This window comes from Aromatoleum aromaticum EbN1 (assembly GCF_000025965.1).
GTDB lineage: Bacteria > Pseudomonadota > Gammaproteobacteria > Burkholderiales > Rhodocyclaceae > Aromatoleum > Aromatoleum aromaticum.
In genome coordinates this window covers 3,259,978-3,283,905 of sequence record NC_006513.1, presented here as the reverse complement: position 1 = coordinate 3,283,905, position 23,928 = coordinate 3,259,978, and the positions used below count along the sequence as shown (strand labels likewise).

Below are 23,928 nucleotides of genomic sequence, written 5' to 3'. Positions count from 1 at the left end.
ACTTTTCCACGGCAAGCGGCCCGGTGCGCGAAGCGCATCGTCCATAAATCCACGGAGCCAGCCTTTGTGCCGTCATGCCGCCAGCGGCGTCTCATCGCGGAGCGCGCCGAAGTACGCCTGGTCGGGGGTGCGCCCGTCGTGAGCGCGGTGCGGCCGGCGTTCGTTGTAGAAGCGCAGGTAGGCGCCCAGGTGGGCCTTGGCCTCGGCGACGCTGTCATAGGCCTTGAGGTACACCTCTTCGTATTTCACGCTCTTCCACAGCCGCTCGACGAAGACGTTGTCGCGCCAGCAGCCCTTGCCGTCCATGCTGATCTGGATGCCGTTGTCTTTGAGCAGGTCGGTGAAATCGGTGCTGGTGAACTGGCATCCCTGATCGGTGTTGAAGATCTCCGGGCGGCCGTAGCGATGCAGCGCTTCGCGCACCGCATCGAGGCAGAAGTCATCTCGTTATACACAACTCCGCACCGCCGGCACGCCGATCTGAATAATCGTTGACCTTCAATGACTTACACGAAGTGCTTGTAAACCCATATAAAAACGCGTCTACTTTTGCAATTTGGGTGACCTGTTGGCGACGAAGAGCTGGGTGGTGGAGGAGTTTGCGGGGATGGCGCTGGGCGACGAGAGACTGAACAAGCGGGCGAAGGTGCTGATGGAGCGGTTGTCGGCGAAGCCGACGGCGGGCATTCCGATGGCGTGCCGGGGCTGGGGCGAGACGGTTGGCGCGTACCGCTTCCTGGGCAACGACGAGGTCGACTGGCAGGCGATCCTGGCGCCGCATTGGGAGCGCACCCGCAGCCGCATGCGTGCCCATCCGGTGGTGTTGTGCCTGCAGGACACGACCGAGCTGGACTTCAACGGGCAGGGCATCGCGGGTCTGGGGCGGCTGAACTACGAGGCGCGCCGCGGCATGTACCTGCACCCGACCTATGCGGTGACGCCCGAGCGCGAACCGCTGGGCGTGCTCGATGCGTGGATGTGGGCGCGCGAGGATGTCGATGAACCAGGCGAGCGCACCAGCATCAAGGAGAGCGCGCGCTGGCCCGAAGGCTACGAGCGGGTCGCGGAGTTGGCCACGGGGATGGCGACCACCCGCCTGGTGTATGTAGCCGACCGCGAAGCGGATCTGATGGAAATGATGCTGCGCGCCCAGACGCTGGGCACGCCGGCCGACTGGCTGGTGCGGGCCAAGCACAACCGTTGCTTGCCAGAGGGCGCGAAGCTGTGGTCGCACACCTGCGCAGGCGAGCCGCTGGGCGAGATCGTGTTCACGATGGGCTCGCGCCACGGCCAGAAGGCGCGCGAGGTGCGCCAGCAACTGTGGGCCCGACGGGTCAGCCTGCCTGCGGGCAAGGCGGGCACGGTATCGGCCACCTGCATCGTGGCGCGCGAGATCGGCGCGCCGGCCGGCACCAAGCCCGTGGAGTGGCGCCTGCTCACCAACCGGGAAGCTGCGACGGCTGCCGACGTGGTCGAGCTGATCGACTGGTATCGGGCGCGCTGGGAGATCGAGACTTTCTTTCACGTGCTCAAGAACGGCTGTCGGATCGAAGCGCTGCAACTGTCCGCCATCGAGCGCCTGGAGCGCGCGCTGGCGTTGTTCATGGTCGTCGCCTGGCGCATCGCGCATCTGATGCGCACCGGCCGAACCTGCCCCGAGCTGGATGCCACGCTCTTCTTCGACCCCGACGAGATCCGCGGCGCGTATCTGCTCACGAAGAAGAAACCGCCCGCCACCCCGCCCACCATCAACGAAGTGCTGCGCCTGATCGCCACCCTCGGCGGCTTCCTGGCGCGCAAGGGCGACGGCGAGCCGGGTGTGAAGACCATCTGGCTGGGCTTGCAGCGCGTCATGGATGCCGCCGCCACCATACAGGCGCTACGCGATGAGGCGGCCTGAGTTGTGTATAACGACATGGGCAGAAGTCGGTGGTCAGCGTGTTCGACAGCCGCCACGCCAGCACTCGGCGCGAGGACCAATCGATGATGGCGAACAGATACACGAAACCCTTGCGCATCGGGATGTAGGTGATGTCGGCGGCCCACGCCTGGTTGGGGCGTTCGATCTTCAGATCCCGCAGCAGGTACGGATAGATCTCGTCACCGCGGCGGCGCCGGGACGTGTTGGGCTTGCGATAGAGCGCCTCGATGCCCATGCGGCGCATCAGCGTGCCGACGTGCTTGCGCCCGATCGCATGCCCCTCGGCGCGCAGCAAATCCCGCAGCATCCGCGCTCCGGCAAACGGGTGCTCGAGATGCAGTTCGTCCATCCGGCGCATCAGCGCCAGATCGTGCGCCGACACTTCTCGCGGCGTGTAGTACATCGACGAGCGCGCCAGACGCAGAATCCGGCATTGCTGCGTCAGCGGCAGTTCATGGGTGCGGTCGATCATTTTCTTGCGCTCAGCAGGCCCGCCTTGGTGAGCGCGCTTTCTAAAAAATCATTCTCCAGCGTCAGCTGCCCGATCTTGGCGTGCAGCTTCGTCAGATCCGGTGCGGCGGTCGCGGTCGCCGAGGCGTCACCGAACACGTGCGCGGCGCGCTCCATCAACTGGCTCTTCCAGTCGGCGATCTGGTTCGGATGGACGTCGAACTGCTGCGCCAGCTCGGCCAGCGTCTTGTCTCCTTTGAGCGCGGCCACCGCCACTTGCGCCTTGAACGCCGGCGAGTGGTTTCGCCGTTTCCTTCTCGTCATGCTCTTGCTCCATTTCAGGGCCGCTCACGCGGCCATCGCTGGGGCAAGGCTACCACCTATCCGGCTGTCCGAATTTCCGGGGCCCGCTCTGACGACGCCGTTGAACCACTGGAACGCATTGCGGTGGCAGGCCAGCCAGGTCTCGACCGTCTGGTCGCGGACGAACTCGACGTACTGGTGGCGACTCCAGGCAAGTGTCATGACGAAGAACCAGGTCTTGAAGCTGGCCCCAGTCATCACGTCGGTCATCACCGGGCCGGCGCCGAAATCGACCTGGCCGGCCTCACCCGCTTCGAAATCGAGGCGACAAGTCGAGGCCGGCGGCGTGCTCGCGTCGATCGACTGAAGCAGGCGGCGGACCGAGGAGTAGCTCCCCGCGTAACCGTGGTTCCTGACCAATGCGGCATGAATCGCAGTGCCGGCAACGCCAGCCTCGACCCATGCGGTGATCCGCTCGCGGTGATCGACCAGACTCGATACGCAGCTCGCCGGTAGCGGCCGTTCCTGGAACACCGCCGCCAGCTCGGCGTCCTCGGGGAGCGGACGCTCCGCCGCCAGCCAGTCGTGATCCTGCGCGGTCTTGCGTAGTCGTGAGAGCTTCTTGCGCCCCATCAGCCCCGAGCGCTCGATGTCGCGGTCGGCGTCTCCCTGGCGCATGCGCACCAGGACCTGTCGGTATTGATACATCTCGAACCTCCGTTTGCTCATGGACTCTTCCGGCCGAAAAAACTCGGCAGGTTAAGCCCGGTGGGTGGACGTTCGAAACGCTGACTTCTTCCTCTCGGCGCCGCCTCCTGGCGCCTTTACGGCGATCTTGCGGTGGCGCCTATACGGCGATCACCGGCTGGCGCCTTTACGCCGATCCGGCACTGGCGCCATAACGCCGATCACCACGTGGCGCCTTTACGCCGATCCCGCTTTGGCGCCATTACGGCGATCGGTGACACTACCAGCGCACGCGCATTGCGCAGCGACGTGATGAGGCCCGCACCGGCCAGTCCCGCCTGCGGGCCCTTGCCGAGCGCCTGGAAGCTGCACTGCCCGGACTCGAAGGTAAGAGCGACGCCGACAAGCTCGCGCACCTGCGCGGGATCGCTGAGCGCCAGCTCGGGCATCCGATCAAGTGGCCCGGCGCGGACGAGGCCGTGAGCATCGTCAAGCGCGAGCCGTCATTCACTGCCGGCAACCTTGCGTGGACCGCACCGCATGGCGCGGAAAGGGGATGGGAATGAGCTATGCCCTGAACGCCGCCGAAGTGCGCGACATCTTCGACTATCGCGACGGCGCCCTGTACTGGCGCATCCAGCCGAGCAAGGGCACCCGCGCGGGAACCCTTGCCGGAGCAGTTCAACGTCGCCGCCCGTGCGATCGAGGCCGCGAGCAGCACGTCATTCAGTACAAGCGCGTGCGCTACACACGCGGACAACTGACCTGGGCTTGGCACTACGGCGTATGGCCTGACCGCGTGCTCGGTCGCCGGAATGACGATGTACTTGACGACCGCATCGAGAACCTGCGCGTGGCCGACGTGTCCGCTCCTAGGGGGGCGAAAAATGTTCCACACTTTTTATGATTTGTCAAGCGCGCCCGGAGTCGTCTTTTTCTTCGTTCGGAAAAAAAGGCTGAAAAAATGAGCAAGGTTGACGCCAACTCGCTGAAGTTCGCCGCTGCCGCCGCGCAGGAAGCGAGCTTGCCCCTGCCCGTGTCGCCGGTCCCGCTCGATGACGATGCCCTCCTCTTCTGGGATGACGTCATCCGCTCCAAGCGCGCCACGGCCTGGACGCCGAGCGACCTGTATATCGCCGCTGCGCTCTGCCGCGACCTTGCTGCAGTCGAATGCGCATTCCGACGAACGTGACCGCCTGCACCGACGAACGTGACCGGGGGGGGCGCGCGCAAGCGTGGGGTTCAGATTCTAACCGTGTCGGTCACGATCACGGTCAATTCGGGGCACGGCGCAGGCTTATCCACAGGCGGCCGCCAGCGCGCCTCATACGCTGGCGGGCGGGCGCCTGTGGGTAAGGCGTCTCGCGCGCACGGCCTCATGCCTTTTCCTTTCTCCTCATCGACTCGCCCTTGAGGGCGAGCTTGTGCGCGGCGTGCACGACGCGATCGAGGATCGCATCGGCGAAGGTCGGGTCGCCCAGGTAGGTGTGCCAGTGCTCGATCGGCAGCTGGCTGGTGATCACGGTCGAACGCGTGCCGACGCGGTCGTCGAGCAGCTCCAGCAGGTCGCTTCGCTCCTGCGCCGACGGCGCGGCCAGGCCCCAATCGTCGATGACGATGAGATCCATGCGCGCGAGCTGCATCAGGCGTCGGCTGAAGCTGCCATCGGCATGCGCGATGCGCAGCTCTTCGAAGAGCCGCGGCAGACGCACGTAGTAGGCCGCGAGGCCCTGCCGGCACGCCGCGTTGGCGAGCGCGCAGGCGAGCCACGTCTTGCCGCTGCCGGTGGGGCCCGTGATGAGGCAGTTCTGGTGGTGGCGAATCCACTGGCCGGTTCCGAGCGCGGCGATCTGACTGCGCTCGAGGCCCCGGCCGGCGCGGTAGTCGACGTCCTCCAGGCAGGCGGCAGCGGCTTTGATGCGGGCGGCCTTGAGCAGCCGATCGATGCGTTTGCCGTCGCGCAGCAGGATCTCGCGATCGATGAGCTGGGCGAAACGCTCCTCGAAGCTGAGCGCGGTGATGGCGGGCTGGGTGAGCTGCTCCTCGAAGGCGCGGGCCATGCCTTCCAGGCGCAGGGTGCGCAGTTGTTGCAGGCTGTGTTGCATCAGCATCGATGTTCTCCGGTGGGTGGAATCAGTGGTAGTAGCGCGCCCCGCGCAGGTTCTCGTGAGCGGCCGGTAGCGCGAGCTCGCTTTGCTGCGCAGTGGATGCGGGGAGCGGCGCGCGGTCGAGCCCGCTCTTGAGGATCGAGGCGACGTTGCGGTAACGCATCGCCCCGAGGGTGACGGCGCGGGTCGCCGCGGCTTCGAGGCGTTCGTTGCCGTATTGACGACCGAGGCGCATCAGCCCGAGGCACGCCCGGTAGCCCTGCTCGGGGTGCGGCATGCGTTCGAGTTGGTGGCTGACCACCTGCTCGGTGTGAGGCCCGACCGTGGCGCCCCAGGCGATGAGTTTGCCCGGGGACCACTGACGGTGCGCCTGATGCGATGCGGGCATGTGCTCGGTGAGCGTGGAGTAGACGCCGGGCCGGTGGCTTCTCGCATGCACCGCGACGCGACGGCCCGCGGCAAAGCATTCGATGCTGCTCGCGGTGATGCGCAACTCCACCGCTTGGCCGGCGAGCGCATACGGCACGCTGTAGTAATGCCCGTCGAACTCGACGTGGTAATCGATATTGGGCTTGGCCCGTTTCCACTGGGCGAACTGGAACGCGGTGGCGGGCAACGGGCGCAGCGCCGGCCGATCGAGCGTCTCGAACGCTTCGTGGCGCGAGCCTGGCAGGCGCCGGAAGGCACGCGTGTTCAGCGGCTCGAGTAACGCGGCGATCGCCTCGTTCAACTCTCCCAGCGAGAAGAAACGCTGATGCCGCAGCCGCGCCAGAATCCAGCGCTGCACGATCTGTACGCCGACTTCGACCTTGGCCTTGTCCTGCGGCTTGTAGGGGCGCGCGGGCAGGATCGCCACGCCGTAGTGCGCGGCGAACTCGGCGGTGGTGCGCTGCAGTTGCGGCTCGTAGCGGTCGGCTTGACCGATGAGCGAGCGCGTATTGTCGGGCACCACGAGCTCGGGCACGCCGCCGATGAAGCTGAGCGCCTTCGCGAGCGAGCCCAGCCAGTCGGCCTGCGACTGCGTCGCCGTGGCGCAGGCGAACGTATAGCTCGAGGCGCCGAGCACCGCGACGAAGATCTGCGCGCGCGAAATCTCGCCCGTGTCGGCGTCGACGATCGGCACCGTGTCGCCCGCGTAATCGATGAAGAGTTTCTCGCCGGCGCGGTGCACCTGGCGCATCGAGCGCTTGAGCGTGCGGGCGAACGCGCGGTACAGGTCGCAAAAGCGCGAGTACTGATAGCTCGGCCCGTCGGCCGTCTGCACGTACTCTTCCCACAGCAGCGCCAGCGTGACGTTCTTTCGCTTGAGCCCCTGATGCACCGCCGCCAGATCCGGCGGCACATTCGCGACGCTCGCGCCACGTCCACGCCGGGCGACCCCCAGCACCCGGCGCAACTCGGCCTCGTCGGCCGCCGACAACTCGGCCCACGGCCGGCCGCACGTAAGCGGTAACTGACCGGCGTTATTCCTGGGCCCGTGATCGACGTGGACAATTGCCTCCAGGCTCAGCAATGGAGGGATCGTTCATGGCAGGAGTGCTCAAGCGCAATTGGCGCCGGCGCAGCCGAGAGGAGTGGCAGGAGGTTTTCGCCCGACACGGTTCGAGTGGGCTGAGCGTCACGGCATTCTGCGCGCGCGAGTCGATCAGCGTCTCGAGCTTTCAGCGCTGGCGAGCGACGGTCGGTCCGGTGTGCGGTAAGGCAGTCGCTGGCGGGGCGACTCGGAAAGAGGCCTTCGTTGATCTGGGAGTGCTGGGGTCGGGCGGTACTTCGCGCTGGGAGTTGAAGCTTGATCTGGGTGACGGCGTCGTGCTGCATCTGGTGCGCGGCTGATGTTCTTTCCCGAAGGCGCGGTGCGGGTGCATCTGTACGGGCGCCCGGTCGATATGCGCAAATCCTTCGACGGTTTGTATGCGCTCGCCCGCCACGGCGTGGGACAGGATCCGTTGTCGGGGCATCTGTTCGTGTTCATCAGCCGCCGCGCGACCCAGATGAAGGTCCTGTACTGGGATCGCAGCGGCTTTTGCATCTGGGCCAAGCGGCTCGAGTCGGGCCGTTTCGTGTCGGATTGGTCGCGGGTGGCCACCCGCGAGATGGACTGGACGGGGCTGAAACTGCTGCTCGAGGGCATCGAGCCGGCACGCTTCAAAAAGCGCTTTGCGCTTCCAGAAAGTAACCGCAAACCCGTATGAATGCTGGCGTTTTTGGTAAAATGACGCCATGCCTCAGACGCCTTTGACGCAGCTGCCGACCCGTGAAGAAGCCGCCCAGTGGACGGCCGATCAGGTCGTCGAACTGGCGGGCGCGCACTTGGCGCAGCAGCGCCAGTTCGAGGTCATCAAAGGCGAATTCGAGGCGATGCGCCACCAGCTCGACTGGTTCCGTCGGCAGCTCTTCGGCCAGAAGAGCGAGAAGCGCATCGTGGACGCCAACCCACATCAGATGAGTCTGGGCGAGTTGCCGGTGCCCGGATCCTCGCCGCCGCCCCCCGCCCAGGACATTGCCGCCCATACCCGACGGGCCCGGACCAGCGACTGCGCCAAGGGCGACGAGTCGGCGCTGTTCTTCGACGAGGCCCGGGTGCCGGTCGAGACGATCGAGGTGCCCAACCCCGAGGCCGAGGGGCTCGCTCCCGGTCAGTTCGAGGTGATCGGTGAGAAGACGAGTTTCCGGCTCGCGCAGCGCCCGGGCAGCTACGTCATCCTCAAATACGTGCGCCCGGTGATCAAGCTTCGCAACACGCAGCTCATCTCCTGCCCCGCGGCGCCCAGGGGTGTCATCGAGGGTAGCCGCGCTGATGTGAGCTTTGTCGTCGGGCTCATCACGGACAAGTTCTGCTATCACCAGCCGCTCTACCGCCAGCACCAGCGACTGGGGGACAATGGCATCAGGGTGTCGCGCCCGTGGCTCACGCAGCTCACCCATAGCGCGCTCGCGCTGCTCGAACCCGTCTTCACCGCACAGCTCGGCTCGATTCGGCTGTCGCGGGTCAAGGCGATGGACGAGACCCCGATCAAGGCCGGCCGTGCTGGCCCCGGCAAGATGAAAGGCGGCTATTTCTGGCCGGTCTATGGCGAACGTGACGAGATCTGTTTCGTCTATCACGAGAGCCGCAAGGCGCAGCACATCGAGCAGATCCTGGGCACTGACCCGCCCCCCGAGGGGGCGGTGCTCCTCACCGATGGCTATGGAGTCTACGAACGCTATGCCGAGAAGTGCGGACTCACGCACGCTCAATGCTGGGCGCATTCGAGGAGGAAGTTCTTCGACGCCCAGTCGGTCGAGCCCGAGCGTGCGGGCCGGGCGCTGGAGATGATCGGCAAGCTCTATGCAGTCGAGAAACGCATCCGCGAGGCCACGCTCGTCGGCGAGGCGAGCCGGGCGTACCGGATCGAGCATGCACAGCCCGTGGTCCACGAGTTCTTCGCCTGGGTCGATGCCCAGTTCGACACCCACGGCTTGCTGCCCAGTTCGCCGCTCACCACCGCCATGGCTTATGTGCGGGAGCGCCGTGCCGCCCTCGAGGTGTACCTGCGCGACCCCGAAGTGTCGATCGACACAAACCATCTCGAGCGGGCGTTGCGCGTGGTGCCCATGGGACGTCGCAACTGGCTCTTTTGCTGGACCGAGGTCGGCGCCAAATACGTCGGCATCGCGCAGAGCCTGATCGCCACCTGCCGGCTGCACGACATCGATCCGTACGAATATTTGGTCGATGTGCTGCAGCGTGTCGGCCAACACCCCGCTGCCGACGTCGCGCAACTCACCCCCCGTCTGTGGAAGCAGCACTTCGCTGCCAACCCGCTGCGATCCGATCTCTTCGGGATCTCGAAGTAGTCAAGAACGCTCGTCAGTTACCGCTTACGGCCGCACTCCTCGGCCGCCTTCACATACTTGGCGACCACGCCTTTGGAAATCGACAGCGCGCGGGCAATGCGCTCATGCGACAGCGCGCAGTCGTATTTGAGCCGTAACAGCTCCCTGATCTTGTGCATGGCAATCCGCTCCGCCGGCATCCTCGGTCTCCGCGCAAAGCGCGCGAGGGTAGCCGGCCTGACAAACGACGTTGCCACGCTTGGCCTCACAAACCCGTTCCGATTTGATCGTGACCATTGATTCCGACATCGTGACCGCCCATTCCGACAACTCGCCGAAATCGGTCACGATCAAATCGGAATCCGCGGTCACGACCGCGGATTCACCGGTCACACTATTTCGGAGTCAGCGGTCACGTTGGGTCGGAATCCGCAGTCGAAGTGCTGCAGAAGGAAATCGCGGACCACGGCCCGGTCCTGGTCGGGGACAAGAACCGCCGCTACAGCAACCCCGCGTACAACCTGCTCGACCAAGCACAGCGCCGCATTCTGGCTGCAACGCGCGGTCTCCAGATCCATAGCGTGGCCACCCAAGGCAAGAGCGATCACCAAGGCCAGAAGAACGAAAAGGCCCGAGAGATCGCCGCGCAACTTGAAGCGGCCGACCCGCTGTTTGCCCGTCCGAGACATTGACCATGACTCGCGCCGACCTCGCCATTGCATTCATCGAGAAACACATTCGCGTGCCCGAGGGTTCGTTGGTGGGCAATCGCCTGGAACTTCAACCTTTCCAGACCGCCTGGGTAAGGGCCGTTTATGACAATCCGGTAGGAACCCGCCGCGCGATCCTAAGTGTTGGGAGAAAGAATGGGAAATCTGCGCTGGTGGCTGCTCTTATTCTGGTGCATCTGGTGGGACCTGAAGCAGTCCAAAATTCCCAACTGGTGTCGGGCGCTCTCTCGCGCGATCAAGCGTCGCTAGTCTTCAAGCTCGCCGCCAAAATGGTCCGGCTGAATCCCGAACTGGCGGCCCTCGTCCGCATCAAGGACTCGACCAAGGAACTCTTCGGCTTGCCGATGGGAACCCATTTCAAGGCCTTGGCCGCTGTCGGCTCGACCGCCCTGGGCCTGTCCCCGGTATTCGTCCTGTTCGATGAATTGGGCAGCGTGCGCGGACCCCGCTCCGAATTTGCCGAAGCCCTTTTCTCTGCTCAAGCCGCGTACGAGAACCCGCTCACGTTCATCATCAGTACGCAAGCGGCAAGCGACGCTGACTTGCTCTCAATCATCATCGACGACGCCGAAAAGAGCCAAGACCCGCGCGTAGTCTGCCACGTCCATCAAGCGCCGAAAGACTGCACGCTTGATGACGAAGACGCGATGCGCGCCGCCAACCCTGCAGCCGGCGTGTTTTCCAGTTTCGACGACCTGAAGCACTCGGCGGAAGAGGCCATGCGCATGCCCTCTGCCGAGCCTGCGCACCGGAATTTCCGCCTGAACCAGCGCTGTGAAGTCGGCAACCCGTTCGTGTCGCGCTCCGTGTGGGAGTCCTGCGGCGCCATGCCCGATAGCCTCGAAGGCCTGGAAGTGTGGGGCGGGCTCGACCTATCGACGCGTACGGACCTCACGAGCCTTGTGCTTACCGGCCGCGATTCGTCCGGGATCTGGCACGTCAAGAGTTTCTTCTGGACCCCGGCAGAGGGAATCATGGACCGGGCCCGCGTCGACCGCGTCGCGTATGACCTCTGGCGCGACCAAGGCTTCCTGCGCGCGACACCGGGCAAGACGGTCGATTACGAATATGTGGCCCGCGACATCGCCGAGATTTGCGACGGGCTCGACATCAAGGCCATTGCCTTTGACCCGCACCGTATCGACTTCCTGAAAAAAGAGTTCGAGCGGATCGGCTGCTCCGTCCCCTTGCTGATGTGTCACCAAGGGTTCAACGGCGTGAATCCGGGCATCTGCAACCTTGAGGCCGAGCTATTGAACAAGCGCCTGCGCCACGGAATGCACCCGGTTCTGACGATGGCCGCAGCGGGCGCGGTGACCGAGATCAACTCCGAAGGGCAGCGCCGCTTCTCGAAGCGGAAAGCCACGGCCCGAATAGACGGAATTGTCTCCCTTGCGATGTGCTTCAGCGCCGCGTTCAAGGTTGAAGAAGAAGAGCGCGAACCCGAATACCAGATGATCTTTCTCTGAGAACAACAACATGAACAAGCTATTCAGCACCCTGACGGTAAAGAGTTTCGACGAGGACGAAGGCGTCTTTACGGGCATCGCCTCGACGCCGTCTACGGACCGAGTCGGCGACATCGTCGAGACCGCAGGCATTACGGCAAAGCACCTACCCGTCCCGCTCCTGTGGCAGCACGACCACGATAAACCCGCCGGCATCGTCGAGAGCATGACCCCGACCGCCAAGGGCCTTGTTGTGGTGTGTCGTGTCCTGAAGGACGCGAGCGCCGAAGTAAAGAGCTATTGGGAGTTCGTCAAGGCGGGCGCCGTGTCCCTGTCCATCGGATTCCGCCCACTCGAATACGCCCCACTTGCTGCCGGTGGGTATCACTACAAGCAAGTCGAGCTTTTGGAATTGTCACTGGTGACTGTTCCAGCACATCAGGATGCACGAATCCTGACCACGAAGCAGCACCAAGCAGCAAATCCCGTTATTCACATTGAAGGAAACACCATGACCATCGCTGAACAACTGAAGCAGTTTGAGTCCGCCCGCGCCGAAGCCCTGGGCAAGATGGACGCTCTCGTGACCAAGGGCGCGACCCTGTCGCAGGACGAGGACACGCAATACAAGGCCGCCGAAACGGAAGTCGCTTCGCTGGATCAACACATCGAACGACTGAAAGCCGCCGAAGCGCGTCAAGCGAAATCGGCTCGCCCGGTCCAAGGCGTGAACGTGACCGTGCAAGACAACGCGCCGAAGGGCTCGGACTTCGTCCGCTTCACCAAGGCGCTTGCCCTTGCCCGTGGCAACCCGATGCAGGCCGTGGAAATGGCCAAGCACCTGGGCTACGGTAACCGCGTCGAGACCGTCCTGAAAGCGGCTGTCGCTGCCGGCACGACCACGAGCGCGGACTTCGCCTCGCTGATCGAACCGCAGATGATGACTGCAGAATTCATCGACTTGCTGCGCCCGTCGCTCATCGTGTCGAAGCTGACGCAAGTGCGCCACGTCCCCTCGAACATCCGCATCCCGCGCCAGACCACCGGCACGTCGGCGTCCTGGATTGGGGAAGGCCGCCCTGCTGCGGTCACCAACGCAGCGTTCGGTGACCTGGAGTTGGGCGATCACAAGCTGGGCGCAATCGCAGTCTTCACTGAGCAGCTCTTGCGTCGCTCGGAACCCGCCGCTGAAAACCTCGTGCGCGATGACCTGATCGCGGTCACGGCCAACGCCATCGACGTGGCATTCATCACCTCGACGAACGCCGGCGTGGCTGGCGTCAAGCCCGCATCGATCGCCAATGGCGCGACCACTGCCGCCGCTTCGGGCACTTCGGCAGATGCCGTGCGCGCCGACGTGAAGAAGGCCTATGCAAACGCCGTGCTCGCAAATCAGCCGCTCGCTTCTGCGGCTTGGATTATGCACCCGAGCACCGCCCTGTCGCTGTCGATGATGGTTGTGCCGTTCAGCTTCACCACCAACGTTGATTCGGTGACTCAAGACGTCACCACCATCACGTCGGGCCAGCGCGAATTCCCCGGCATTTCGATGAACGGGGGCACCTTCGAAGGCCTGCCCGTTGTCCTGAGCACCAACGTTCCGGGCGACGCGACCGCCGGATACGACCTGGTCCTCGCGGTGCAGAACGAAATCCTACTTGCCGAAGGCGGCCTTGCTATCGACGCATCGCGCGAGGCCTCGCTCGAAATGGATGGAGCACCGGTTCATGACTCGAAGACGCCGACCGCTGCCTCGCTGGTCTCGCTGTGGCAGACCGGCAGTGTCGCAATTCGCGTGATCCGTGGCATCACCTGGACCACCCGCCGCCCGACCGCCGTCTACCGCATCTCCGCTGCGAAATACGCCTAACCCGGCGTAGTGCGGGCGCCCGCTCACGAGGCGGGCGCCAACTAGAACAAGAAGAGGCAGCACTATGAAGCTATTCGGATTCGAGATCACCAAGAAGGCCTTGCAGCCCGTAAGCAATCGGGGCTGGTTTCCGATCGTCGCTGAGCCGACTTCGGGCGCATGGCAACGCTCTGAGCCTATCGTTGTCGAGACCGCGCTTGCACATAGCGCCGTGTTCGCGTGCGTGAACTTGATCGCGTCCGACGTGGCGAAGCTGCCTATCAGCATCAGCCGGCGCACAGACTACTGGTCGCCGATCACGCACGAATATTCGCGCCTCTTGCGGAAGCCGAACGGCTTCCAAAATCGCGTTCAATTTATAAGCCAGTGGATCGCGTCGAAACTGATTTTCGGCAACACCTACGTGCTCAAGGTCCGGGACAACCGAGGCCGCATTACCGCACTCCACGTCCTGGACGCGAAGACCGTCCGCCCGATGATCGCGGACGATGGCGCGGTCTTCTACGAACTGAAGGCGTCGCAACTGTCGGGCATCGCCGCTGATGTCACGGTTCCCGCTCGCGAGATCATCCATGATCGAGGCATCGCCCCGTTCCATCCGCTGATTGGCCTGAGCCCGTTGCAAGCCGCCGCCGCTGCCACGACCCAAGGGCTTGCGATCCAGCACAACAGCGCCAAGTTCTTCCAGAACGGCGCACAGCCGGGCGGCATCCTGACGGCACCCGGCGCAATCAGCCCCGAGACTGCCGAACGCCTCAAAGCGCACTGGGACGCCAACTATACCGGAGCGAACGCAGGCAAGACCGCCGTGCTCGGCGACGGCCTGCGCTATGAGGCGATGAGCACAACGCCCGTCGACTCGCAACTGATCGAGCAACTGGCGTTCAGCGCCCAAGACGTGGCCCGAGCATTCCACGTTCCGGCGTGGAAAATCGGCGCCGGCCCGACCGCGCCCTACACGTCGTCCGAAGCGACGAACCTGCAGTACCTGAGCGACTGCCTGCAAGTCCATATCGAATCGCTGGAACTCGCCCTCGACGATGGCCTGGACCTGCCCCCCGACGTGCGGACTGAGTTCGACGAAAGCTCGCTGCTCCGTCTCGACAGCGCGACCCGCATCAACGTCCTGAGCACCGCCGTCAAATCCGGCCTGCGGACGATCAACGAAGCGCGTGCCGAGCTGAACCTTGCCCCGGTTGATGGCGGGGACGAAATCTTCCGCCAGATGCAAGACGTACCGCTTGCCCCGGACGCTGACCTCAAGGAGGACGCGCAATGACTATCAGCCTTGCAGACGCGAAGTATCACCTCCGAATCGACGGCAGCGAGCAAGACGCCGAGGTGAACACGAAGCTGAACCACGCCGAGATGATCGTGAGGACGTATCGCGGATTCGTCGACGCCTACCCGTCGACGGAAGACCCGATCCGCGACGCCGCTACCTTGCTCGTGCTCGGCGAACTGTGGGCGAACCGCGAGAGCAGCACCGGGAACCCGCTGAGCCCGTCCGTGCGCAATATCCTCGACACGATCCGGGGGCCGTCATGGGCCTGAACGCCGGACGCCTGCGCCATCGCGTCACCATCCAAGCCCCGACCCGCACGCAAGACCCGGAGACCGGCGCCATGACGACGACGTGGACGGCCCTTGCCACGGTCGCCGCTGCAATCGAACCGCTGAGCGTCAAAGACTACATCGCCGCGCAGACTTTGAAAAGCAAGGTCGCTGTGAGAATCGTCATCCGCTACCGCGCCGACCTCAAGCACGACATGCGCTTGATCGGCCCGGACGGAACCCTCTACATCCCGCAAGGCTTCCTGCCCGACCCGAACAGCGGCAAAGAGTGGCTGACCATCCCTTGCAGCGTGGAGGCTTGAACATGGCCGTCAAGTTCAACCCCGTCGAACTCGCCGCACTGAAGACGAAGCTCGACGTGCTCAAAGAGAAGGTCGGCAAGAAAGCCGTGATGGGCGCCGTGCGCAAGGGCGCGGTTATCGTCGCGGACGCCATCAAGGAAGGCGCCGCCGCCATCGATGACGAAGCGACCCCGAGCGACATCGAGAAGAACGTCGCCGTGCGCTTCAGCCCGAAACGCTACAAGGCCACGGGCGAAATCATGTACCGCGTCGGCATCCGTGGCGGCGCGAAGAAAGACCCCGGCGACGAGAAGAACCCCGGCAAGGGCACGGCCCATTGGCGCTTCGTCGAGTTCGGCTCGAAGGACACCGCCGCCCGCCCGTTCATGGGACCCGCCCTCGAATCCAACGCTCAGGAAGTGTTCGACGCGATCACTGCTGAACTCAAGAAAAGGCTGGAAAAGCTATGAGCCTCTTCGCCCTTGTCAAAGCCTCGCCCGCCTGCACGGCCCTGCTCGGCGCGAACCCGGTCCGGCTGTTCGAGTTCGGCACCGCGCCCGAACTCCAGACCCTGCCCTACGCCACGTATCAGGAACTCTACGTGCGCCCTGCCAACGTGCTGGAAGGCGCGCCGAGCACCGATCACGTCAAGTACCAGATCGACCTCTGGAGCACGACGGCGACTGAAGCCCGAGCACTTGGGAAAGCCATTCGCCGCGCCATTGATTCCGTAGGCATCGTGACGTTCTTTCAGAACACGTTCGATCACGAAGCCCGGCTGTACCGCATCACCTTGCACTACCACCAACTAGAAAGGATTGAACCATGAACATCTACACCATCAAGAGCCAAGGCGGCATCGTCAACAACGAGCCCGTCCCCGCGCAAATCGAGTGGAAAGAGCAGACCTTTGAAGTACAGATCAAGCGCCTGTCCTATGGCGCCATCGAGACCCTGCACAAGGCCGGTAGCCAAGCGTTCAATACGCGCCTGATCGCCGAATGCGTGCTGTTCAGCGACGGCCAATTGAGCTTTGACGACGCGTTCAAGCTGGACCCTGCCCTGGCCAACGCGCTGTATGCCGCCGTGATGCGCGCGCAAGAGGGGGACGCCGCCGACCCAAAAGCGACGACCTCTGGCACGAACTAGTTCTAGCTGGTGTCGGGGGTCGAACCATCGCAGAAGCCAAAGCGAATCTGAGCTATCCAGAGGCGCTGCGCTGGTTCGACTACCTGAGCCGCAAGGGACTACGTCACACGGACCGCTTGTTAGCGACCTTGTGCGTGCAAGTCAATCGGGCCACGGGCGGCAAAGCGAAGCTCTCCGACTTCATCCCGGTAGAAGAAAAACCCATGAGCGAGGAGCAGTTCATGGATGAGCTGATGGCTCTGTTCAAGAGGGATTAGGAAATGAGTTCATCGTTGGGTCAACTGACCCTTGACATCGTCGCCAACGTCGGCGGATTCGAAGACGGCATGACCAAGGCCGAGCGCGTAGCCGACAAGAAGCTACGCGCCATCGAGTTCGCCGCGAAGCAGCGCACGAAAGCAATCGAGGACGCGTTCAGCAACATGGCCTCGTCGATCGCCGCGCCCATCGCCGCCGCCTTCTCCGTGGCTGCAGTCACCGGATTTGTCCAGCACATCCGCACCGCCGCCGTCGAAGTCGACCGCTTCGCCAAGATGGCCGGCAGCAACGCGCAAGAGTTCCAGAAGTACGCCTACGGCGCGACGAAAGCGGGCTTGGAGACCGACAAGTTCGCCGGCATCATGAAGGACGTTAACGAGCGTTTCGGCGAATTCGCCGCAACGGGCGGGGGCGAGATGAAGGACTTCTTCGAGAAGGTCGCCCCGAAAGTCGGCGTGACCGCCGAAGCCTTCCGCAACCTCTCCGGGCCGCAAGCCCTGGGCCTGTACCACTCGACCTTGCAGAAAGCGAACCTCTCGCACGCCGAGACGACGTTCTATATGGAAGCGCTGGCGAGCGACGCGAGCTTGCTGGTCCCGCTCTTGCGCGACAACGCCAAGGGCTTCAAGGAAGCGGGCGAGGAAGCGGAGCGGCTGGGCCTCGTCATGAACGACACCCTGCTCGCTGCGACCGCCGAGCTTGATCGGAACGTGAAGCAGCTCAATGCCGTGTCGCAAGGTTTGGGCGTGACCTTGGGCAACGCCGTTATTCCGACCGTGTCCGCGATGGCGGGCGAGATCCTGCGCGCGTCGCAAGAGGCCGAAGGGTTCGCCGGCATCGCCGATGGCCTTAACTCCGCCCTCGTCGGCGTGTTCAACACTGCGCTCGGCGCAGCGACCGCGTTCAAGCTCACAGGCACCGCTATCGGGGGCGTGGCCGCTGCCGCTGCCGCCGTCGCAAGTGGAGAACTGGGACAGGCCAAGGACATCATCAGCATGCTGGTCGATGACCTGGACCGTATCGCGCTCTCCGCCGCCGCATCGATGGAGCGCGTCGGCAAGGCTGGGGAAACGATACGCCCGCTTGCCGTCGCCGTTACGGCGACCACGCCGACGCTGACCCCGCTGAATCAAGCGCTAGAGAAGACGGGCAAGAGGGCGAAGCAGGCCGGGGACGCCATCGGCGACCTGATCGAGAAGCTGGAAGCCAAGGAACTTGAGGAAGCGGCAAAGGCTGTCGACGCGTACAACGACGCGTGGGCAACGCACCTTGATACGCTGTGGGACCAAGCCGAAGCGCTGGAGAATCAAGTAAAGCTGTTCGGCAAAAGCGACGCGCAGCTCGCGCGGCTCTCCCTTGCCCGCGCCGAAGAGCGCCTGCAGGTCGCCAAATCCACGGGCGTGGAGAAGGCCTATATCGAGGCCCTGGAGCAGGAAGTCGTACAGCGTCGCCGTATCGCCGAAGCGTCACGAGGCATGGAATCGCTCGAAGCGAACCAAGCCGCAGCAGAGCAAGCGCAACGCGATTGGGAAGACACCTCAAAGTTCATCGAGCAGTCGATTTATGACGCGATCGTCTCGGGCGGTGAAGACGCCGGGGACGTGCTCAAGCGCACGTTCAAGGCTCTTGTGCTCGAACCGATGATTCGCACCGTCGCGCAGAGCGCAGCGGGCACGGTAACGAACGCTTTCGGCATGAACGGACCAAGCAACGGTCCCGGCTTCGGCAGCTTGCAACAGTACAACCTGAGCTCGGGCGGCTCCTACATTTCGGCATTCGGCAACGTGACCGGATCGGCCACGATGAGCGCCTACGGCTCGGGCATGACGATGACCTCAGCCGAAGCCACGGCCGCCGCGAACGCGTACAACGCTGCCGGATACACCGACATCGGTAGCAGCATCAACGCCGGTAACAGCATGGGTAGCACGCTGAACACCGCCGGCACCTACATGTCCTACGCCAACGCGCTCTATGCCGCGACCGAAGGGCAATGGGCACGGGCAATTGGTACGGCTGTCGGCACGTATTTCGGTGGGCCGGTCGGCGGCTGGGTCGGGGGCGAGGTCGGCGGCTGGGTCGACAAGACGGCAGCGGGCGGAGCAGGGACGCCGCACGCCGGGGCCGCAGTGTTTGGCGGGCCAGATGGTGTCAAGCAACCCAAGTCGTGGGAAGAGACTCAAGCGATCTATGCTGACCCGCTCGACGCGAACGGCTTCGGTGCAAAGGATTTTTATCGGCGCCGGCAACAAGGTACGGCGGATGCGCTCGCACCGCTCGCCGAAGGCGCAGCGGGGATGCTCAACGGCATCCTTGCCGACTTCGGGCAAGAGGCGCGCTATCAAGTCGGGATGGCCTTCTCGGCGGATGGGACCGACAAATCGCGGGGGCGCCTGTCGATCCTCGACAACGCCGGGGACGAGGTCAACGAGTTCGTCCGCAAGTTCTCCAAGGATGCGCAAAAGGGCTTTGCGGACTTTGCTGCGGACGTGGCTCCAGAACTGCGTGATGCCCTCGTCGCTGCCGACCTGCCGGGCTGGGCTGACAACATCCTTACAAGCCTGGGCGACAAGCCCAGCATGCAGGCGCTCGACGCTGCGGCTAGGGCAATGGGCGCGATCAAGGACGCGGCGAAGGTCGCCGGGCCTGAACTCGGCCTGACCGCTGAAACCATTGCGAAGCTCGTAGACCAGTCCGGCACCTGGGAGGGCGTCGTCGCCGGCCTGAACACGGTCCTCGCTGCGTCGATTGACGAGAGCGAGCGGTTCGGGCTTGCGCAGAAGTCGCTACAGGAACAGTTCGCCAAGCTCGGCGTGGCGATGCCCGGCAGCACGGATGCATTCGTCTCGCTGCTCTCCGGTATCGACGCGACGACCGACGCCGGGGCGACGCTGTACAACGGCCTGCTCAACATCGCCCCCGCCTTCTTGTCCGTTGCCGGCGCTGTCGAGCAAACTTTCGCCTCGATCAGCAAGACCACGGCAGCGTCCGTGCGCGATATCGAGATGTCGATACTGGACGACGCGGGCAAGTACGACTACCTCGACAACGAGATTGAGTCGTTGTTGACGCAACTCAACGAATCGTTCGACCCGGCGACTGTGCAAGGGCTGTTCGAGCAGATCAACAGCAAGACCATGCAGGCCTTCAACCTGCTCGACGCGGACGGGCAGAAGGCCAAGGCCACGGGGTTCATTAATCGCTTGTATGAGGCCGAAGCACGGGCGCAGGCCCGTCTGAGCGTCGCACCGTTGCCGTCCGTCGAGGCTTCGGCGGAGTCCACCGTCGCCGCGCAGAAGCAAGCGGCCGTCGATCTGAGCGCGGCAGTGAAGCAGTTAGGAACCCTGCTCTCGGAGCTGTCCGGGGACGTAAGCGGGCTGGGCATGGCCAGCATGCAACTGCAGAACGCTTCAGCCTCTCTTGCCGGCATCAGTCGCGCCCTGGATTCTGAGGTGGGTTGAGGGCTTGAGGGCTGCGGGTAGCGCCCGCGAATGCGGGTAGATTTGCGGGTATCCTGGAACTCGCAACTTCCGAAATCGGGCTAGAACCCGCGCCCCTGCTGAACGTGCTTGACGAAATTTCGGATATGTTGCAGCGACAACAAAAGAAAGGTGCCGTGCGGCACCTTGAATGAATTGGTTGACCTGGCTAAGGCGCGGATTCTAGCGGAAAACGTCGGCAATAGGCACGAACGGCCGCTGCGTCGAGCCGGTAGCGGCACAGTTCGGTGTTGCCGCCCAGCACTACCGGGACCAGTTCGTTCCAGCGTGCCTCGAGTTCGGGGTCGGCATCGACGTCGAGAACGCGCAGCGTCCAGCCGAGCTCCGCCGCCAGCGGCCGGAGCTCATCGAGCAGATCGTGGCACAGGTGGCACCACTCGCGGCTCATGACCACGAGCTCGCGCACGCTCACTCGCCCGCCTGCAGTGTCACGTAGGAAATCCCCTCGCCGCGCTGCACGAGCAGCGTCACCTGCTGGCCGTCCTTGAGTCCCCCAACGACGCGCGTGAAGGCCGCGACCGAATTCAGCGGGACCTGCCGGCCTCCCGACACCAGCGCGAGGATGAAGTCGCCGCGCTGCAATTCGGCGCGCGCGGCAGCCCCCTGCACGCGCTCGACGATCAGGCCGTGTTCGACCTCGCGCTCGCGCCGCTGGGCGGGCGTCGGCTCGGCAACCACCAGACCCAGCTTGTTCGGCGCCACCTGCGGGCGCTCGCTGCGCCGTGTTCGGGCCGGCGCGTCGTCCTGCCATTCGCCGACTGTCACGCTCAGTTCGTGCGGTTCGCCATTGCGGTACACCCGCACGTTGACGCGCGTGGAAGGCCGACTCGCTGCAACGATACGAGGCAGATCAGCCGAAGCCTCCACGCTCTTGCCGGCGAAACTCACGATGACGTCGCCCTGTTCCACCCCGGCACTGGCTGCCGGGCCACCGGGCTCGACCGCGCTCACGAGCGCCCCTGCAGCCCGTGGCAAGCCGAAGCTCTCCGCGAGTCCCCGCGTCACTTCCTGGATCGCGACCCCGATCCGCCCGCGCTGCACGCGGCCGGTGGTGCGCAGCTGCTGCTGGACATCCATCGCGACGTTGATCGGGATCGCGAACGACAATCCCATGAACCCGCCCGTCTGACTGTAGATCTGTGAATTGATGCCGACGACCTCGCCCTGGAGATTGAACAACGGGCCACCGGAATTGCCGGGATTGATCGCGACATCGGTCTGGATGAACGGGACGAAGTTCTCGTCAGGAAGGCTGCGGCCGGTCGCACTGACGATCCCTGCCGTCACGGAGTGATCGAAACCGAACGGCGATCCGATCGCGACGACCCATTCGCCCACCTTCAGCTTGTCCGGATCGCCGATCACCAGCTTCGGCAAGTCCGTCGCCTCGATCTTGATCAGAGCGACATCGCTGCGCGCGTCCGCGCCGATCACCCGCGCGCGGAATTCGCGCTTATCGACGAGCCGGACGAGGATCTCGTCTGCCGCATCGACGACGTGTGCATTGGTGAGGATGTAACCGTCGGGGCTGATGACGAACCCCGAGCCGAGCGAGCGGTTTTCGGGATCTGCCCTCGGCAGCTCGGGCTTGCGGGGGATGAAGCGACGAAAAAAATCGAACATCGGATCGTTTTCGTCGAAACCCGGAAACAACGTCGTACCCTCTTTCGGCGACTGGCTCGTGCTGATATTCACGACAGCGGCGCCCTGCCGCTGCACCAGCTCGGTAAAGTCCGGCAGCGACATGGCGGCGGCGATCGGCATCAGCGATGCCATCAGGACCGCGACCAGACAACGAAACACCGTGCTCCACGACGTCATGAGGACGTTCCCGCCGAGTGCCTGCAGGACGCCGGCTCATGCACCATCTCGACGTCGAACGCCTCGCGCAACCTAGAACTGCGCAGCACGAAGCGATTCAACCCCACGGCGGCAGCGAGACCGCCGAGGCCTCCAGTCAGCGCGAACAGATCGCCCTGCCCTTCGGCCGCCAGGCCTGTCCCGAGCGCCGCACCGGCGATCAGCAGCACGACGCCCAGGCCATAGCCGAGCAAGGCACCGCGCAGGGGAGCAGCGTCGTCGATACGCAGGCGTACGGCGTCGCCCGCTTCGGCACCGATCCGGTTCGGCAGCCTGAACACTTTGTCAGGCGCTTTCAGCGCATAGGCAAGCCCGGTCGAGCGGCACCCGCCCGGTTCGTCACAGCGACCGCATCCTCCCGGACGATCATCGATGCGCACCCACGCCTCGCCACTTTCCGCGCGGGTTACCACAGCCTTGGCTTCGATCATCGTGCGACCGGCTCGATCCCGTCGCCCACCCTCTGGACTGCCCGCAGAGGAACCTCGCCGAGCGTCGTGACCAGATGGCCGGCAACGACGCGCTTGTACGTGTTGATCGCCCCGCTCGGTGCCAGCGGCCCCGCGCTGTTGACAGCATCATTGGGAGGCAGCGGTTCGACGAATACCGAGATCGCGGCAAGGCCGTCACTGAATACGAGATGGAGAACTTCAGCGCGGTCACGCCCTATCGGGCGTCGCACGATCGACATCATCGAGTACCCGGGCAACGGCGTCGTCAACACCCAGCCGCTCTCTTCCTTTCCCACCTCGACCCCATGGGCACGGACGACGCGCCATCGGTCGTCCTTGACATAGCGCGGCTTGAAGGCCTCAGTCGCAATCTCGCCGCCGATCTTCACATCGCTGAAAGTGAACTGCTCGATGATCTCGCCGCGCTCGTCAACCGTGCGAGCCTTGAGCAACAGGCCGGACTGGACTTCGGCCCACAGCAGATGGCCGTAGCGCAGGTCGTCCTTCGGCTCCAGGATGATGAGCTGCGCGTCGAGTCCCGCCACGCGGCTCGGTTCGCCCTTGCGGATGCGGTAATTTTCGGTGAGGCTGCCGAACGACGCGGGAAGCCGGGCCGGAAACGCGCGCTGTCCGCCCGGCTGATCGATTATGACGATCTTCTGATCGGGCAGGACGCACCGCACTTCGCTGTTGGTCCGGATCACCTCACGAGGACTTCCGTCGAGTACTTCGAGCCGCTCGTGCTCCGTCCCGCCTGCGTCGACCATGTGCGAGATCCGGGAAGTTTCGAAATTCTTGCCCGACTGATAAATGAAAGTCCCGGAGTAGGTCAGACGTTGTCCCGCCGTGGCGATGCGCTCGAGCCAGGACACCGGGTCACTCGGTGCCTGCGCCAGAACCTGGGTCTGGGCGAACAGCAGACACAGACTCAACGCAGCGGCAAAACCTCTCATCGATTGACGTCCTGTCTCACATCCGAAACTGTCCGGACGTGCTGAATGACGCCCGAAAGCGGTCCGCCGGAAGTCATCGCCTGATGCGCGAAGAGATATTCGCGCTGGCGGTCGACCTGGGGTGAGGGAGCTGTGGCCCCCCCCGGAACGGAAACCTTCTCCACTGCCTGAAGGCCGCTGGCGGCGCTCGCCGTGCGGACGTCTCCTTCGGGCTCGGCATTCAGTGTGTAGGCGACCCACCCGACAACGGCGACGCCCATGATCGACGCGGCAAGCGGCATCAGCGACCGTCCCGCCCGAGGCTGTGCAGCCCCCGGCGGCGCACTGGCGGAGCCGGAAGCGGGAGGGGCAAGCACGGTCGGCTCAGCTTCGATCCCGGCCATCACCCGGGCGACCAGGCCCGGAGAAGTGTTCCGGTCCCCGCGCAGGACGTCGCCTATGAGGCAGTATGTTTCCCAGTCGGAGCGCAAAGACCGATCTCGACGAATCGAGTCAAACACCGGGCTCATCGCCTGTTCGTCCAGATCGCCATCCAGCAGTGCCGACAGTTTGTCCTTCATGAGTAC

25 protein-coding genes and 3 pseudogenes are annotated in these 23,928 nt (G+C 64.3%); 16 read left to right on the top strand and 12 right to left on the bottom strand.

Annotated elements, in window-relative coordinates; genetic code table 11:
- Window positions 1–72 precede the first annotated feature (72 nt).
- A pseudogene (locus EBN1_RS15615) lies at window positions 73–441 on the bottom strand (transposase); the annotation flags it as partial.
- Between the two features lie 115 nt (window positions 442–556).
- Here EBN1_RS15615 and EBN1_RS15610 point away from each other — a divergent pair.
- Window positions 557–1,900, top strand: a complete 1,344-nt coding sequence (locus tag EBN1_RS15610) for an IS4-like element ISAzo5 family transposase (RefSeq protein ID WP_083782911.1) — start codon at window positions 557–559, stop codon at window positions 1,898–1,900.
- Window positions 1,901–1,919: 19 nt separating this feature from the next.
- Here the strand turns inward: EBN1_RS15610 and EBN1_RS15605 are convergent.
- The 3 genes and pseudogenes from EBN1_RS15605 to EBN1_RS15595 all read right to left on the bottom strand — a co-directional run.
- Window positions 1,920–2,695 (bottom strand): annotated as a pseudogene (locus EBN1_RS15605) (IS3-like element ISAzo18 family transposase); the annotation flags it as partial.
- A 90-nt stretch (window positions 2,696–2,785) separates the two neighbouring features.
- Window positions 2,786–3,382: pseudogene (locus tag EBN1_RS15600) on the bottom strand (transposase); the annotation flags it as partial.
- Between the two features lie 200 nt (window positions 3,383–3,582).
- On the bottom strand, window positions 3,583–3,810 hold the full coding sequence (locus EBN1_RS15595; RefSeq protein ID WP_041646495.1) for a hypothetical protein: 228 nt from the start codon (window positions 3,808–3,810) through the stop codon (window positions 3,583–3,585).
- A 113-nt stretch (window positions 3,811–3,923) separates the two neighbouring features.
- Here EBN1_RS15595 and EBN1_RS15590 point away from each other — a divergent pair, with 113 nt between their 5' ends.
- Window positions 3,924–4,268 (top strand): hypothetical protein, encoded by a 345-nt coding sequence (locus tag EBN1_RS15590; RefSeq protein WP_157866627.1) that lies wholly within the window; start codon window positions 3,924–3,926, stop codon window positions 4,266–4,268.
- Window positions 4,269–4,325: 57 nt separating this feature from the next.
- Window positions 4,326–4,553: a hypothetical protein gene (locus tag EBN1_RS15585; protein WP_011238932.1), complete on the top strand. Its 228-nt coding sequence runs from the start codon at window positions 4,326–4,328 to the stop codon at window positions 4,551–4,553.
- Window positions 4,554–4,737: 184 nt separating this feature from the next.
- Here the strand turns inward: EBN1_RS15585 and istB are convergent, their stop codons facing one another.
- Both istB and istA read right to left on the bottom strand, forming a co-directional pair.
- Entirely contained in the window at window positions 4,738–5,472 is a 735-nt protein-coding gene (gene istB / locus EBN1_RS15580) for an IS21-like element ISAzo4 family helper ATPase IstB (RefSeq protein ID WP_011236010.1), read from the bottom strand.
- Window positions 5,473–5,494: 22 nt separating this feature from the next.
- On the bottom strand, window positions 5,495–6,982 hold the full coding sequence (istA, locus tag EBN1_RS15575; RefSeq protein WP_011238931.1) for an IS21 family transposase: 1,488 nt from the start codon (window positions 6,980–6,982) through the stop codon (window positions 5,495–5,497).
- A 14-nt stretch (window positions 6,983–6,996) separates the two neighbouring features.
- Between istA and tnpA the strand changes: the two genes are divergently transcribed.
- Genes tnpA through EBN1_RS15560 form a run of 3 tightly spaced genes read left to right on the top strand, consistent with a single transcriptional unit; the run spans window position 6,997 to window position 9,306 of the window.
- Complete coding sequence (gene tnpA / locus EBN1_RS15570) at window positions 6,997–7,302, top strand: IS66 family insertion sequence element accessory protein TnpA (protein ID WP_041646090.1); 306 nt, start codon at window positions 6,997–6,999, stop codon at window positions 7,300–7,302.
- Window positions 7,302–7,661: an IS66 family insertion sequence element accessory protein TnpB gene (gene tnpB / locus EBN1_RS15565; protein WP_011237649.1), complete on the top strand. Its 360-nt coding sequence runs from the start codon at window positions 7,302–7,304 to the stop codon at window positions 7,659–7,661. Before tnpA ends, tnpB begins: the two co-directional genes overlap by 1 nt.
- A 28-nt stretch (window positions 7,662–7,689) precedes the next feature.
- Entirely contained in the window at window positions 7,690–9,306 is a 1,617-nt protein-coding gene (locus tag EBN1_RS15560; protein ID WP_011238929.1) for an IS66-like element ISAzo21 family transposase, read from the top strand.
- Between the two features lie 17 nt (window positions 9,307–9,323).
- On the opposite strand, the gene EBN1_RS15555 is transcribed toward EBN1_RS15560, so the two are convergent.
- On the bottom strand, window positions 9,324–9,464 hold the full coding sequence (locus tag EBN1_RS15555; protein ID WP_241762886.1) for a hypothetical protein: 141 nt from the start codon (window positions 9,462–9,464) through the stop codon (window positions 9,324–9,326).
- A 261-nt stretch (window positions 9,465–9,725) separates the two neighbouring features.
- On the opposite strand from EBN1_RS15555, the gene EBN1_RS15550 reads away from it, so the two are divergent.
- The 10 genes from EBN1_RS15550 to EBN1_RS15505 all read left to right on the top strand — a co-directional run bounded on the left by EBN1_RS15550 (window position 9,726) and on the right by EBN1_RS15505 (window position 20,058).
- On the top strand, window positions 9,726–9,977 hold the full coding sequence (locus tag EBN1_RS15550) for a hypothetical protein (RefSeq protein WP_049780295.1): 252 nt from the start codon (window positions 9,726–9,728) through the stop codon (window positions 9,975–9,977).
- Between the two features lie 2 nt (window positions 9,978–9,979).
- Window positions 9,980–11,485 (top strand): terminase large subunit, encoded by a 1,506-nt coding sequence (locus EBN1_RS15545; RefSeq protein WP_011238926.1) that lies wholly within the window; start codon window positions 9,980–9,982, stop codon window positions 11,483–11,485.
- Window positions 11,486–11,495: 10 nt separating this feature from the next.
- Window positions 11,496–13,334, top strand: a complete 1,839-nt coding sequence (locus tag EBN1_RS15540) for a phage major capsid protein (RefSeq protein WP_011238925.1) — start codon at window positions 11,496–11,498, stop codon at window positions 13,332–13,334.
- Window positions 13,335–13,398: 64 nt separating this feature from the next.
- A complete protein-coding gene (locus tag EBN1_RS15535; protein WP_011238924.1) occupies window positions 13,399–14,613 on the top strand; it encodes a phage portal protein in 1,215 nt (404 codons plus the stop codon).
- Window positions 14,610–14,888 (top strand): head-tail connector protein, encoded by a 279-nt coding sequence (locus tag EBN1_RS15530; RefSeq protein ID WP_011238923.1) that lies wholly within the window; start codon window positions 14,610–14,612, stop codon window positions 14,886–14,888. The genes EBN1_RS15535 and EBN1_RS15530 overlap by 4 nt, the downstream gene beginning before the upstream one ends.
- Window positions 14,879–15,211 (top strand): phage head closure protein, encoded by a 333-nt coding sequence (locus tag EBN1_RS15525; RefSeq protein WP_011238922.1) that lies wholly within the window; start codon window positions 14,879–14,881, stop codon window positions 15,209–15,211. Before EBN1_RS15530 ends, EBN1_RS15525 begins: the two co-directional genes overlap by 10 nt.
- A gap of 2 nt (window positions 15,212–15,213) precedes the next feature.
- Window positions 15,214–15,660, top strand: coding sequence for an HK97-gp10 family putative phage morphogenesis protein (locus EBN1_RS15520; RefSeq protein ID WP_011238921.1), 447 nt, complete (start codon window positions 15,214–15,216; stop codon window positions 15,658–15,660).
- Window positions 15,657–16,019: a DUF3168 domain-containing protein gene (locus tag EBN1_RS15515; RefSeq protein WP_011238920.1), complete on the top strand. Its 363-nt coding sequence runs from the start codon at window positions 15,657–15,659 to the stop codon at window positions 16,017–16,019. Before EBN1_RS15520 ends, EBN1_RS15515 begins: the two co-directional genes overlap by 4 nt.
- On the top strand, window positions 16,016–16,339 hold the full coding sequence (locus tag EBN1_RS15510) for a phage tail assembly chaperone family protein, TAC (RefSeq protein WP_011238919.1): 324 nt from the start codon (window positions 16,016–16,018) through the stop codon (window positions 16,337–16,339). Before EBN1_RS15515 ends, EBN1_RS15510 begins: the two co-directional genes overlap by 4 nt.
- 272 nt (window positions 16,340–16,611) lie before the next feature.
- Entirely contained in the window at window positions 16,612–20,058 is a 3,447-nt protein-coding gene (locus tag EBN1_RS15505) for a hypothetical protein (RefSeq protein ID WP_049780294.1), read from the top strand.
- A 187-nt stretch (window positions 20,059–20,245) separates the two neighbouring features.
- Here EBN1_RS15505 and EBN1_RS15500 read toward each other — a convergent pair whose 3' ends face one another.
- Genes EBN1_RS15500 through EBN1_RS15480 form a run of 5 tightly spaced genes read right to left on the bottom strand, consistent with a single transcriptional unit; the run spans window position 20,246 to window position 23,922 of the window.
- Entirely contained in the window at window positions 20,246–20,485 is a 240-nt protein-coding gene (locus tag EBN1_RS15500; RefSeq protein WP_041647446.1) for a glutaredoxin family protein, read from the bottom strand.
- A 20-nt stretch (window positions 20,486–20,505) separates the two neighbouring features.
- Entirely contained in the window at window positions 20,506–21,918 is a 1,413-nt protein-coding gene (locus EBN1_RS15495; RefSeq protein ID WP_011238916.1) for a DegQ family serine endoprotease, read from the bottom strand.
- Window positions 21,915–22,388 carry a SoxR reducing system RseC family protein gene (locus EBN1_RS15490; protein ID WP_049780293.1) on the bottom strand — a complete coding sequence of 158 codons (474 nt, stop codon included), beginning with the start codon at window positions 22,386–22,388 and terminating at the stop codon, window positions 21,915–21,917. Before EBN1_RS15490 ends, EBN1_RS15495 begins: the two co-directional genes overlap by 4 nt.
- The gene (locus tag EBN1_RS15485; RefSeq protein WP_011238914.1) at window positions 22,385–23,362 is read right to left on the bottom strand and encodes a MucB/RseB C-terminal domain-containing protein; all 978 of its coding nucleotides are present in this window, start codon (window positions 23,360–23,362) and stop codon (window positions 22,385–22,387) included. The genes EBN1_RS15490 and EBN1_RS15485 overlap by 4 nt, the downstream gene beginning before the upstream one ends.
- Window positions 23,359–23,922, bottom strand: a complete 564-nt coding sequence (locus EBN1_RS15480; RefSeq protein ID WP_041646493.1) for a sigma-E factor negative regulatory protein — start codon at window positions 23,920–23,922, stop codon at window positions 23,359–23,361. The genes EBN1_RS15485 and EBN1_RS15480 overlap by 4 nt, the downstream gene beginning before the upstream one ends.
- Window positions 23,923–23,928 lie beyond the last annotated feature (6 nt).